Source organism: Streptomyces cupreus (assembly GCF_014257025.1).
Taxonomy (GTDB): domain Bacteria; phylum Actinomycetota; class Actinomycetes; order Streptomycetales; family Streptomycetaceae; genus Streptomyces; species Streptomyces cupreus.
This window is the reverse complement of record NZ_JACMSF010000113.1, coordinates 1-12121: the sequence shown is the minus strand read 5'-3', so window position 1 is coordinate 12121 and position 12121 is coordinate 1. Positions and strand designations below refer to the sequence as shown.

Annotated in this window: 11 protein-coding genes; 2 read left to right on the top strand and 9 right to left on the bottom strand. The window is 69.8% G+C overall.

All coding sequences use genetic code 11. The features are described from left to right. Positions 1-481 precede the first annotated feature (481 nt). Complete coding sequence (gene trpS / locus H4N64_RS42885) at positions 482-1501, top strand: tryptophan--tRNA ligase (protein ID WP_186288050.1); 1020 nt, start codon at positions 482-484, stop codon at positions 1499-1501. Positions 1502-1542: 41 nt separating this feature from the next. Here the strand turns inward: trpS and proC are convergent, their stop codons facing one another. From proC to H4N64_RS42855, 6 genes are all read right to left on the bottom strand, one after another. Further along, positions 1543-2355, bottom strand: coding sequence for a pyrroline-5-carboxylate reductase (gene proC / locus H4N64_RS42880; protein WP_186288049.1), 813 nt, complete (start codon positions 2353-2355; stop codon positions 1543-1545). Between the two features lie 108 nt (positions 2356-2463). Continuing rightward, positions 2464-3264, bottom strand: a complete 801-nt coding sequence (locus tag H4N64_RS42875) for an ABC transporter permease (protein WP_186288048.1) — start codon at positions 3262-3264, stop codon at positions 2464-2466. Continuing rightward, entirely contained in the window at positions 3261-4034 is a 774-nt protein-coding gene (locus H4N64_RS42870) for an ABC transporter ATP-binding protein (RefSeq protein ID WP_260860358.1), read from the bottom strand. The genes H4N64_RS42875 and H4N64_RS42870 overlap by 4 nt, the downstream gene beginning before the upstream one ends. A gap of 289 nt (positions 4035-4323) precedes the next feature. Further along, positions 4324-5091, bottom strand: coding sequence for a class I SAM-dependent methyltransferase (locus H4N64_RS42865; protein ID WP_186288046.1), 768 nt, complete (start codon positions 5089-5091; stop codon positions 4324-4326). 73 nt (positions 5092-5164) lie between these two features. Next, positions 5165-5656: a voltage-gated chloride channel family protein gene (locus H4N64_RS42860; protein ID WP_186288045.1), complete on the bottom strand. Its 492-nt coding sequence runs from the start codon at positions 5654-5656 to the stop codon at positions 5165-5167. 268 nt (positions 5657-5924) lie between these two features. Next, positions 5925-6239 (bottom strand): SH3 domain-containing protein, encoded by a 315-nt coding sequence (locus tag H4N64_RS42855; RefSeq protein WP_186288044.1) that lies wholly within the window; start codon positions 6237-6239, stop codon positions 5925-5927. A gap of 182 nt (positions 6240-6421) precedes the next feature. On the opposite strand from H4N64_RS42855, the gene H4N64_RS42850 reads away from it, so the two are divergent. After that, entirely contained in the window at positions 6422-8509 is a 2088-nt protein-coding gene (locus tag H4N64_RS42850; protein WP_186288043.1) for a serine/threonine-protein kinase, read from the top strand. A gap of 55 nt (positions 8510-8564) precedes the next feature. Here H4N64_RS42850 and ilvD read toward each other — a convergent pair whose 3' ends face one another. From ilvD to H4N64_RS42835, 3 genes are all read right to left on the bottom strand, one after another. After that, positions 8565-10418, bottom strand: coding sequence for a dihydroxy-acid dehydratase (gene ilvD, locus H4N64_RS42845; protein ID WP_186288042.1), 1854 nt, complete (start codon positions 10416-10418; stop codon positions 8565-8567). Positions 10419-10533: 115 nt separating this feature from the next. After that, the gene (locus H4N64_RS42840; RefSeq protein WP_186288041.1) at positions 10534-11145 is read right to left on the bottom strand and encodes a TetR/AcrR family transcriptional regulator; all 612 of its coding nucleotides are present in this window, start codon (positions 11143-11145) and stop codon (positions 10534-10536) included. Beyond that, on the bottom strand, positions 11142-11966 hold the full coding sequence (locus H4N64_RS42835) for a TIM barrel protein (RefSeq protein WP_186288040.1): 825 nt from the start codon (positions 11964-11966) through the stop codon (positions 11142-11144). Before H4N64_RS42835 ends, H4N64_RS42840 begins: the two co-directional genes overlap by 4 nt. Between the last annotated feature and the right edge of the window lie 155 nt (positions 11967-12121).

The following is a 12121-nucleotide window of genomic DNA, read 5'->3' as shown; positions in this document are numbered from 1 at the left end:
GCCTGATTCCCAGTCAGCGGGAGTTGTCTTCGCGGCCGTTGCGGGCCGTTCCGACGAGTGAGACTTTAGCGGATTCCCGGCTCCCGAGCTAATCGGGGGCCACGTCCTTTCGAACGTGGATTCCTCATTTCGCAAATACGCATGCCAATGACACGACGGCAGACAGTTCGACTGTCGTCGAGTGTTGGTTAGGACTTGCGGAATGGCTGTCCGGGGACCGACCGGAGTCGGCGCTCACGTCGGACAACTCGGAGAACAGTACGGACCGCGTGGAGGCGTGTCAACTCAGGTCCGGACAGGCCCCTGGAGGCGTAGCCTGGGCTGCATGACAACGCGTACGTGCACCCAGCTGTGGTGGGCCGCCTGACGGCGGCCGTAGTCACGTATGCACTCAACGGCCGCCGCCTCGGCGGCCGTTCTCGTATCTCCCTCCAGAGGGTCGGCCGGCCGGGTGCGGCGGTCTCGACCAGGAGGTGGAGAGATGAAGCGGGTCTTCAGCGGGGTCAAGCCGACCGGGCATCTGACGCTGGGGAACTACCTGGGGGCCATGCGGCGGTGGGCAGAGGTCGACCAGCACCGGGCCGACGCGCTGTTCTGCATCGTCGATCTGCATGCCCTCACCGTGGAGCACGATCCCGCGCGGGTGCGCAGGCTGAGTCGGCAGGCGGCGACGCTGTTGCTCGCGGCGGGGCTGGATCCGGCGTTGTGCACCGTGTTCGTACAGAGTCATGTGGACGAGCACGCGCGGCTGTCGTATCTGCTGGAGTGCGTGGCCACGGATGGCGAGATGCGGCGGATGATCCAGTACAAGGAGAAGGCCGGGCGGGAGCGGGAGCGCGGGGGGAGTGTGCGGCTGTCGCTGCTCACCTATCCGGTGCTGATGGCGGCGGACATCCTGGCGTACGGCAGTGACGAGGTGCCGGTCGGGGACGACCAGGCGCAGCATGTGGAGCTGACGCGGGATCTGGCGGTGCGGTTCAACCAGCGGTACGGGAGCACCTTCGTGGTGCCGCGGGCCACGCATCCAGCGGTGGCGGCGCGGGTGATGAACCTGCAGGAGCCGACGTCGAAGATGGGTAAGAGCGATGACGTCGGGCCGGGGATCGTCTATCTGCTCGATGAGCCGGACGTGGTGCGGAAGAAGGTCATGCGGGCGGTCACCGACAGCGGGCGGGAGGTCGTGTACGACCGGGAGGGGCGGCCGGGCCTGGCGAATCTGCTGGAGATCCTCGCGGCGTGCACGGGTGGGAACCCCTCGGACCTGAGCGGTGTATATGAGTCGTACGGCGCTTTGAAAACGGACACCGCGGAGGCCGTGGTGGAGGTTCTCAGGCCCGTGCAGGAGCGGCACAGGGAGCTGTGCGCTGATCCTGGCTATGTGGAGGGGGTGCTGCGGGATGGTGCGGAGAGGGCTCGGGCGATGGCCCGGCCGACCGTGGATGCCGCGTATCGCGCGATCGGGCTGCTGCCGGCGGCCGCGGATATCGGGGTGACCGCTTAGGGCGGCGTGCTGGGCCGCCCCTGGGGAGGGGCGGCCGGGCGTCAGCTGTTGTTGCCGGAGGCCAGTGCGCGGCTGCGGTCGCGGGCGGCTTCGAGGGCGGCGATGAGGGCGGCCCGTACGCCGTGGTTCTCCAGCTCGCGGATGGCGTTGATGGTGGTGCCGGCCGGCGAGGTGACGTTCTCGCGGAGCTTGACGGGGTGCTCACCGCTGTCGCGGAGCATCGTCGCGGCGCCGATCGCGGATTGGACGATCAGGTCGTGGGCCTTGTCGCGGGGCAGGCCGAGCAGGATGCCCGCGTCGGTCATGGCTTCGACCAGATAGAAGAAGTACGCCGGGCCCGAGCCGGAGAGGGCGGTGCAGGCGTCCTGCTGGGACTCGGGGACGCGGAGCGTCTTGCCGACGGCGCCGAAGATCTCCTCGGTGTGGGTGAGGTGGGCCTCGGTGGCGTGGCTGCCGGCGGAGATGACGGACATGGCCTCGTCGACGAGGGCGGGGGTGTTCGTCATGACACGGACGACGGGAGTGCCCGCGGTGAGGCGCTCCTCGAAGTAGGAGGTGGGGATGCCCGCGGCTCCGCTGATGACCAGGCGGTCGGCGGGGACGTGGGGGGCGAGTTCGTCGAGGAGGGTGCCCATGTCCTGCGGCTTGACCGTGAGGATCAGGGTGTCGGCGATCTTGGCGGCTTCCGGGTTGGAGACCGGGGTGACTCCGTAGCGGTTGCGGAGTTCCTCGGCCCGTTCCTGGCGGCGGGCGGTGACCAGGAGGTCGGCCGGGGCCCAGCCTGCTCGGATCATTCCGCTGAGCAGGGCTTCGCCGATCTTGCCGGTGCCGAGGACTGCGACTTTCTGCGTCATGGCTGGGGTGCCCTCCGGGGTTGCATCGTCCGGTATTCATCCTCCCATCGGGGGCTTGAGTGTGGATGGGGTGTCCGGTGGGCGGGACGTGGCGGGCGGCGCGGTCGGCTATGCCGTGCGGCGACGCAGGGTGGCGGCCCCGAGGGTGAGGACGAGGAGGGCGCAGCCGGCGACGACCAGGGCGTCGCGTACGAAGGCGGCCGTCATGTCGGTGTGCTTGAGGACTTCGTTCATGCCGTCGACGGCGTAGGACATGGGGAGGACGTTGGAGATGGCCTCAAGGACGGGGTGCATGTTGTCGCGCGGGGTGAACAGGCCGCATAGGAGGAGCTGGGGGAAGATCACGGCCGGCATGAACTGGACGGCCTGGAACTCGGAGGCGGCGAAGGCCGAGACGAAGAGGCCGAGTGCGGTGCCGAGGAGTGCGTCGAGAAGTGCGACGAGCAGGAGCAGCCAGGGGCTGCCGGTGACGTCCAGACCGAGGCCCCACAGGGCGAGGGCCGTGGCGAGGATGGACTGGACGATCGCGACGGTGCCGAAGGCGAGGGCGTAGCCGGCGATCAGGTCGCCCTTGCCGAGGGGCATGGCGAGGAGGCGTTCGAGGGTCCCGGAGGTGCGTTCGCGCAGGGTGGCGATGGAGGTGACCAGGAACATCGTGATCAGCGGGAAGATCCCGAGGAGTGATGCCCCGATGTTGTCGAAGGTGCGCGGGTCTCCGTCGAAGACGTAGCGCAGCAGGAAGAGCATCACGCAGGGGACGAGGATCATCAGCGCGATGGTGCGCGGGTCGTGGCGGAGCTGGCGCAGGACCCGGCCCGCGGTGGCGGTGGTGCGGGAGAGGTTCAGGGCGCTGGTCGGGGCGGGGGTGGCCGTGCCGGTGGTGCCGGGTGTGTGGGTTGCGGTGCTCATCGGGTGGTCTCTTTCTCGCGGGCGGCGGCCGCGACCGCCTCGTCCACCAGGTGCAGGAACGCCGCTTCGACGGTCTCGGAGTCGGTGCGGGTGCGCAGGGCGTCGGGGGTGTCGTCGGCGAGGATCCGGCCTTCGCGCATGAGGAGGAGGCGGTGGCAGCGCTCGGCCTCGTCCATGACGTGGGAGGAGATGAGGAGGGTCGCGCCGCGCTGGGCGGCGATGTTGTGGAAGAGGTCCCACAGGTCGCGGCGGAGAACGGGGTCGAGGCCGACGGTGGGTTCGTCAAGGACCAGGAGTTCGGGGGTGCCGAGGAGGGCGACCGCGAGGGAGACGCGGCTGCGCTGGCCGCCGGAGAGGTTGCCGGCGAGGGAGTCGGCGTGGCTGGTGAGGTCGACGTCGTCGATGGCCCGGGTGACGTTCTCGTGGCGCTGGTCGGCTGCGGCGTGGCCGGGGGCGAGGATCGCCGCGAAGTATTCGAGGTTCTGACGGATCGTCAGGTCGTCGTAGACGGAGGGGGCTTGGGTGACGTAGCCGATGAGGGTGCGCAGTTTGGGGTGGCCGGCGGGGCGGCCGAGGACGTCGAGGGTGCCGGTGACCTTGGCCTGGGTGCCGACGATCGAGCGCATGAGGGTGGACTTGCCGCAGCCGGAGGGGCCCAGGAGGCCGGTGATCTGGCCGCGCGGGACGGTGAAGTCGATGCCGCGCAGGACGGTGCGGGGGCCGCGGACGACGGTGAGGTCTTCGGCGCGGACGGCGGGTGACTTATCCATGTTTGGGAGCGTTTCTGTGGGCGGTGAGTCGCGATGGATATTCATCATGTGCGGATTAACTCGCGGAGGGAGGGGTGCCGTCAAGTGGTGACGCTCGATGACAGGTGTGTGAAGGAGCGATCGGAGGCGAGGCCGGTGTGTTCGCTTCACTCGTCGTGTTCCTCGCGGCCCTGCCGCTATGCGTGGGCGCGTGCCATAGCCGGACGGGCGGATGCCGGGATCGTCGTACGGGTGCCGGCCTGTGCCGCAGCCCTGGAAGGGTGGGCCGCGGCGGGGTCGGCCGTAGGGGTCAGCTGTTGGTGGCGACCAGGAGGTCCACGTCGTAGGTCTCCTCGACCATGCCCTCGGGGAACGCCTTCAGCAGATGCGCTCGCTCCTCGGTGAGGAAGGTGGCGCTCGCCTCCTCGCCGTGGACCAGGAAGATCGAGTGGCTGCCGATGTTGGCCAGGTGGGTGTCGATCGGGACGCGGCGGCTCCAGCGGACCACGCGGCGGGTGAAGTCGACGCGGCCCTCGGGGTCGGCGGCATGGGCGCCGGTGCCGTTCTTCTCCACGACGGGGTCGATGCCGAAGAAGCGCTGCATGCGTTCCGCCTGGGCGGCCGTCCAGGGGACGTCGAGGGCGTTGGTGTTCCACCACAGGGCGAGCGCGCCGCCGGGGCGCAGTACGCGCAGCGCCTCCGGGATCGAGTGGGCCGGATCGGTCCAGTGCCAGGCCTGGGCGGAGGTGAGGAAGTCGGCACAGGAGTCGGCGAGGGGGAGGGCGTCGCCGATGCCGCGGACGAGCGGGATTCCGGGGTGCGCCCGGCGGAACTCGGCCGCCATGCCGTCGCCGGGTTCCACGGCGATCACTTGGGCGCCGCGCGCATGCAGGAGGGCGGTGGCGATGCCCGTACCGGCTCCGACGTCCACCACGCGCGCTCCGGCGAGGGGGCGGCCGGCCAGCTCCTCGACGGCGTCGAAGAGGGCGGGTGGGTAGGAGGGGCGGTTGGCGGCGTACTGGGCTGCGGCGGAGTTGAAGGAGTGGGCGCGGGTGGAGTGGGAAGAGGCTGCCGTCATACAGCCATGGTGGCGAGGGTGAGGGACCACGGGGGTGTTATTCCGGTGAGAGACGCCCCCCGTCGGCCGCTGCTCAGGAGCGGCGGCGCTTCTTCGGGTTGCCCGAGCGGCGCTTGGTGCGCTTCTCGTACTGCTGCCGGGCCGTCTCGTATTCCTCGCGGTGGAGCTTCTCGCCGGGGGCCTCGGTGAGGGAGCGGACGAAGTAGGCGAGGAGGGAGCCGACGAACCCGATGGCCAGCAGGCCGCGCAGGGAGGCCTGGCGGGCGGGGTCGGGGCGCTTGGAGAAGCCGTCCCAGGTGTTCCGGAACGCGAGGGCGCTGCAGATCGCGAACATCACGGTCATGAGGACGCTGACCAGGGTGCCGACGTCGGCGATCTGGAGGCCCTCGTAGGCGAAGCGGAGGACGAAGCAGGAGACGACCGCGGCCGCGAGGGAGCCGACGGCGACGCCGATACGGCGGGCCGTGTATCCGTCGGTGTGGTCGATCCAGGTCGTGCCGAAGAAGCGGATGGGTTCCGGGCGGGGGCCCGCGGCCGGGTCAAGGGTGCCGTTTTCGTCGCTCACGCCTCGATTATGGCTCCGGCCGGCCGCGGGCCCCGCGGGGGCTCAGGCGCAGCGCGGACGGACGTAGCCGTCGCTGCCCGTGTTCACGTACGCGTCCGCGACATACTCGCCGTTGTCGATGTTGTCCCAGATGTTCGAGGTGCCGTACGGGCCCGTCACCGTCTCGCCCGGCGTCTGGCAGTAGACGTGACGGAGGCACCGGCGGTGGCGGCCGCGAGCAGAAGGGATCTACGACTGAGCGGGGTCATGTCGTTCCTTGTCTGTGGAGTCAGCCGCAGCGGGAGGCGACGTAGCCGTCGCTGCCGGTGTTCACGTACGCGTCCGAGACGAACTCGCCGTTGCTGATGTTGTCCCAGATCTTGCTGGTGCCGTAGGGGCCGGTCACCGTGGTGCCCGGCGTCTGGCAGTAGATCGTGACGCGGGAGCCTTCGGGCAGCACTCGCACGATGCTGTAACCCGTGCCGGGTCCGCTACGGACGTTGAGGCGGACGCCCGGGGCAATCGCGTAGGTGCGATAGGCGGCGGTGGCCAGCGCCTCCACCTGCTCCCCGCCCTCGGTCTCCTCGACGCGGTCAACACTCATGAGAACCTCCCCCGTTGAAACCCCATGTCTGCCATGGGGCCCCGTTGATACCCCCGAATCGCGCCAAGAAACACACGTACGCGACTCGCACACGAAGGCTAGCAAGCCGCCTCCGTCTCGTACGAGTCATCGACTAGGCTCCGTGCGTCGCGCGCGCGGACGAACAGCACGGGGGTGGTCCCATGGCGCCACAGCGGAACGCCGGAGCGGGCGCGGAAGCGGAACTTCCCGAGTACGCCGGTCACTACCGGCTGGAGTCCTGCCTGGGCTCCGGCGGGATGGGTGTTGTGCACCTGGCGCGCAGCACCTCGGGGATGAAGCTCGCGGTGAAGGTCATCCATGCCGAGTTCGCCAGGGATCGCGAGTTCAGGGGGCGTTTCCGACAGGAGATAGCCGCGGCTCGAAAGGTGAGCGGTGCCTTCACCGCCCCTGTCGTCGATGCCGATGCGGAGGCCGAACGGCCCTGGATGGCCACGTTGTTCATCCCGGGACCGACGCTGTCCGAGCATGTGAAACGGAATGGCGCCATGTCCCCGGAGCAGTTGCGTCGGCTGATGGCCGGGCTGGCGGAGGCGCTGCGCGACATCCATCGGGTCGGGGTCGTGCACCGGGATCTGAAGCCGAGCAACGTGCTCCTCGCCGAGGACGGGCCGAAGGTCATCGACTTCGGTATTTCTCGGCCAAAGGACAGCGAACTGCGGACCGAGACCGGGAAGTTGATCGGGACGCCGCCGTTCATGGCGCCCGAGCAGTTCCGGCGGCCGCGGGAGGTGGGGCCCGCCGCGGACATCTTCGCGCTGGGGTCGGTCATGGTGCACGCGGCCACGGGGCGAGGGCCGTTCGACTCCGACAGCCCGTATGTCGTCGCCTACCAGGTCGTCCATGACGATCCGGACTTGACCGGCGTACCGGAGAACCTCGCGCCGCTGATCCTGCGGTGTCTCGCCAAGGAACCCGAGGACCGGCCCACCCCGGACGAGTTGATGCGGGAGCTGCGGTCGGTGGCGGCCTCGTACGACACGCAGGCGTTCATACCGGCTCAGCGGACAAGCCATGAGCCCAAGGCTGAGCCTCGGCACGTCGAGACGCCTCGTGAGCGGCGGCCGAGGACGTCGCGGGGGTTGCGCACGGCTCTGGCAGCCGGCGCTCTGGCACTCGCGATAGGCGGTGGCCTGGTGGTTCACCTGGCCGGCGACGGCCCGGCGCCGGAGGAAGACGGCACCCGGACGGCATCCGCCGGGTTCCGTGCGTGGGAGACCGAGTCGGTCTCCGGATCGACCTCAGTGCCGCAATGCTCCTACGGTGCAGGAAAGTTGTTCTGCGCGCAGCCCGGCGTGGTGTTCGCCCTCAAGCCGTCCGACGGCACCTTGTTGTGGCGGCACTCCGTTGCGAGAACCCGCTGGAGCAAGCCGCCGGTCCTGTCGGGTGGGCTCGTACAGCCACTCACGGAACAAGATCCTCGGCTGGAAGGGCTCGACCCCTCCTCGGGCAGGGCGCGTTGGGAGAGAAAGACACCCAGCCACAGCGGTCTGCACTCTGCGGGGAACATGGTCCTGTTCACCGGCGCGGGCGGCACCGTCACCGGTGTGGACAGTGCCTCGGGTGAGGAGCGGTGGAGCCACCGGATACCCGGCCATAGCGTGCCGTTCTTCTCCTCGTTCGCGGGGGACGGGCTGGCTTACGCGACAAGTCAGTCCGACGACGCGACCACTGCCGTCACCGCCGTGAATCCAGCCACGGGCAGTGTGCAGTGGGAGGCACAGCTTCGGGGAACACTCAAACCTGTCGGCGCCCAGGACGGTGCCCTCTTCTTCCTGTCCGTCGGGCCCGACGGGGACACGACAGCCATTGTTCGTTACAGCCCTGGATCCCGAGCCCCGCAGCGCGTGCCCCTCCCCGTTCCCCGCCTGGACCCCGTGGTCACCGTACGCGGAGGCGTCGTCTATCTCCTGTCCAGGGGCGGCGCCCTGGAGGCCGTGGACGTGGACCGGCGAAAGCGGCTCTGGTCTCTTGAGACCTCCGTGAACCGAGGTTCGGCGCCGGTCGCCGACGGACAGCATGTCTACGTCTCTGTTGCCGACGGCCGACTACTCGCCATCAGTGCCCGGAGCGGCGAGCTCGTCGGGCAGACGCCCTCGCGGCTCTCTGAGAATGCCGGATGGGTCGCGTCCGAACTGCCCTCCCCCGTCCTCGCCGAGGGCCGCGTCTACGCCGCCGCCCCCAACGGCTCCGTCTTCGCCGTCGACGCCCGCAACCCGTCCCGCTGGTAACACGTAGGGCCGCCCCCCGCCGAAGCAGGAGGCGGCCCCACACCGTTCAGGACCCTCAGCCCAGCTTGCTCACATCGCGCACCGCGCCCTTGTCCGCGCTGGTGGCCATCGCCGCGTACGCCCGGAGCGCCGCCGAGACCTTGCGGTCGCGGTTCTTCGGGGCGTACACGCCGTTCAACGCCTGCTCGCGGCGCGTGAGTTCCGCGTCCGAGACCAGCAACTCGATCGTGCGGTTCGGGATGTCGATGCGGATGCGGTCGCCGTTCTCGACGAGGGCGATCGTGCCGCCGGACGCCGCCTCCGGGGAGGCGTGGCCGATGGACAGGCCCGAAGTGCCGCCGGAGAAGCGGCCGTCGGTGATCAGGGCGCAGGTCTTGCCGAGGCCGCGGCCCTTCAGGAACGACGTCGGGTAGAGCATCTCCTGCATACCGGGGCCGCCCTTGGGGCCTTCGTAGCGGATGACCACCACGTCGCCGTCGGTGACCTGCTTGTTGAGGATCTTCTCGACGGCCTCTTCCTGCGACTCGCAGACGACCGCCGGGCCCTCGAAGGTCCAGATCGACTCGTCCACGCCGGCCGTCTTCACCACGCAGCCGTCGACGGCGAGGTTGCCGCGCAGCACCGCGAGGCCGCCGTCCTTGGAGTACGCGTGCTCGACGCTGCGGATGCAGCCGCCTTCGGCGTCCTCGTCCAGCGCCTCCCAGCGCTCGGACTGGGAGAAGGCCTCGGCGGAGCGGACGCAGCCGGGGGCCGCGTGCCACAGCTCGACCGCCTCGGCGGACGGGGAGCCGCCGCGGACGTCCCAGGTCTTCAGCCAGTCCGCCAGGGACGGGCTGTGGACCGCGTGCACGTCCTCGTTCAGCAGGCCCGCGCGGTGCAGTTCGCCGAGCAGGGCGGGGATGCCGCCGGCGCGGTGCACGTCCTCCATGTAGTACGTGCGGTCCTTGGCGACGTTCGGTGCGACCTTCGCCAGGCACGGGACGCGTCGGCTGACCGCGTCGATCTGCTCCAGGCCGAAGGGGACGCCCGCCTCCTGGGCGGCGGCGAGCAGGTGCAGGATCGTGTTGGTGGAGCCGCCCATCGCGATGTCCAGGGCCATGGCGTTCTCGAAGGCCTGGAAGGTGGCGATGCTGCGGGGCAGGACGGTGTCGTCGTCCTGCTCGTAGTAGCGGCGGGTGATGTCCATGACCGTGCGGGCGGCGTCGACGTACAGCTGTTTACGGGCCGTGTGCGTCGCCAGGACCGAGCCGTTGCCGGGCAGGCTCAGGCCGATGGCCTCGGTCAGGCAGTTCATCGAGTTGGCGGTGAACATGCCGGAACAGGAGCCGCAGGTCGGGCAGGCGTTCTCCTCGATACGGAGGATGTCCTCGTCCGAGATCTTGTCGTTCACGGCGTCGGAGATCGCGTCGACCAGGTCGAGCGTGCGGACGGTGCCGTCGACCAGCGTGGCGCGGCCGGACTCCATCGGGCCGCCGGAGACGAAGACCGTGGGGATGTTCAGGCGCAGGGCCGCGTTCAGCATGCCCGGGGTGATCTTGTCGCAGTTGGAGATGCAGACCAGGGCGTCGGCACAGTGGGCCTCGACCATGTACTCCACGCTGTCCGCGATCAGGTCGCGGGAGGGGAGGCTGTACAGCATGCCGCCGTGGCCCATCGCGATGCCGTCGTCGACGGCGATCGTGTTGAACTCGCGCGGGATGCCGCCCGCCTCGGTGATCGCCTCGCTGACGATCCGGCCGACCGGCTGGAGGTGGGTGTGGCCCGGCACGAACTCGGTGAAGCTGTTGGCGACCGCGATGATCGGCTTTCGGCCGATGTCCGCGCCGGGTACACCGGAGGCGCGCATAAGGGCGCGGGCGCCCGCCATGTTGCGGCCGTGGGTGACTGTGCGGGACCTCAGCTCGGGCATCGTCGCTCGCTCCTTCAGACAGGTAGGGCTGCTATTGAGCGTACGCCGGTCATCCAGGGTCCGGACACGATGTCCGGAATGCGGGACGTACGTCTCGGTCGGCGGCCGGGTGTCCTCAGGGGTTCGTCAGGTGGCCCTGCACCACCGGCGCCACCCTCTTGATGATCTGCTCCGGGTCCGCCGACGCGATCGGCTCGATCTTGATCACGTAGCGCAGCATCGCGATGCCCACGAGCTGGGCCGCCGCGAGCTCGGCGCGCAGTTCGCCGTCCGGGAGGTCGAGCTGTTCGACGACGCGGCGCAGCAGCTGGGCCGCGATCAGCTTGCGGAAGACGGCGGCCGCGCTCTCGTTGTTCACCGCCGAGCGGACGATCGCGAGCAGCGGGGCCCTCGTCACCGGGTTCTCCCAGAGACCGAACATCATCCGGGTCAGCCGCTCGCCCACGCCGTCGAGGGGGCCTTCGAGGATGGTGTCGCGTGCCCTGAAGGCGGGCGCGAAGGCGACCTCCACGGCCGCCTCGAAGATCTGTTCCTTGGTGCCGAAGTAGTGGTGCACGAGCGCGGAGTCCACGCCGGCCGCCTTGGCGATCCCGCGCACGGACGTCTTCTCGTAACCCCGCTCGGAGAACTCCTCGCGCGCCACGGTCAGGATCCGCTGCCGGGTGTCGGCGGCTTCGCTTCGGGTACGGCGGCCCCGGCCCCGGCGGGGAGCTGCGGTGTCGGTCACGGCCGGGGCACCTTCACCGAGGAGGCCAGATGGAGGCGGGTGAAGGCCAGCGCCTCGGCGAGGTCGGCCTCCCGCTCGGCGCTGGACATCGCCCGGCGGGTGTTGACCTCGATGACGACGTGGCCGTCGAAACCGGTCAGGGCGAGACGTTCCAGCACCTCGGCGCAGGGCTGGGTGCCGCGTCCTGGGACGAGGTGCTCGTCCTTCGCCGAGCCCCGGCCGTCCGCGAGGTGGACATGGCCGAGACGGTCGCCCATCCGGTCGATCATGTGGATCGCGTCGGTGCGGGCGGTCGCGGTGTGGCTGAGATCGATCGTGAAGTGCCGGTAGTCGTCCTTGGTCACGTCCCAGTCGGGGGCGTACGCCAGCATCTCGCGGTCGCGGTAGCGCCAGGGGTACATGTTCTCTACGGCGAACCGCACATCCGTCTCGTTCGCCATGCGCCAGATTCCGGCGACGAAGTCCCGCGCGTACTGGCGCTGCCAGCGGAACGGGGGGTGCACGACGACCGTGCTCGCGCCCAGCTTCTCGGCCGCCGCCTGGGCGCGCTGGAGCTTGGTCCAGGGGTCCGTGGACCACACGCGCTGGGTGATGAGCAGGCAGGGGGCGTGCACGGCGAGGATCGGGATCTGGTGGTAGTCGCTGAGCCGGCGCAGTGCCTCGATGTCCTGGCTGACCGGATCGGTCCACACCATGACCTCGACCCCGTCGTACCCGAGGCGCGCCGCGATCTCGAAGGCCGTCGCCGTCGACTCCGGATAGACCGAGGCCGTAGACAGCGCGACCTTCGCATCCGGGATGCGCACCACTGGTTCTGCCACGAGGGACAGATTACGGCGCCTCGCTCGGCACCGGGGAGCCGGTGGCTGTGGGTGGGCCGTGCGCAGACGCCGTACGAGCGAGCCCCCGCCCCCACGGCCGGCAGGCAAGCCCCCAGCTCACCCCACCCACGCACGCCCCAGCGCCCCCAGCCGTG

Excerpts from the sequence above, each read along its gene's own strand:
- trpS (WP_186288050.1), top strand. The coding sequence starts at position 482 with ATGAAGCGGGTCTTCAGCGGGGTCAAGCCGACCGGGCATCTGACGCTG.
- proC (WP_186288049.1), bottom strand. The coding sequence starts at position 2,355 with ATGACGCAGAAAGTCGCAGTCCTCGGCACCGGCAAGATCGGCGAAGCC.
- H4N64_RS42875 (WP_186288048.1), bottom strand. The coding sequence starts at position 3,264 with ATGAGCACCGCAACCCACACACCCGGCACCACCGGCACGGCCACCCCC.
- H4N64_RS42870 (WP_260860358.1), bottom strand. The coding sequence starts at position 4,034 with ATGGATAAGTCACCCGCCGTCCGCGCCGAAGACCTCACCGTCGTCCGC.
- H4N64_RS42865 (WP_186288046.1), bottom strand. The coding sequence starts at position 5,091 with ATGACGGCAGCCTCTTCCCACTCCACCCGCGCCCACTCCTTCAACTCC.
- H4N64_RS42855 (WP_186288044.1), bottom strand. The coding sequence starts at position 6,239 with ATGAGTGTTGACCGCGTCGAGGAGACCGAGGGCGGGGAGCAGGTGGAG.
- H4N64_RS42850 (WP_186288043.1), top strand. The coding sequence starts at position 6,422 with ATGGCGCCACAGCGGAACGCCGGAGCGGGCGCGGAAGCGGAACTTCCC.
- ilvD (WP_186288042.1), bottom strand. The coding sequence starts at position 10,418 with ATGCCCGAGCTGAGGTCCCGCACAGTCACCCACGGCCGCAACATGGCG.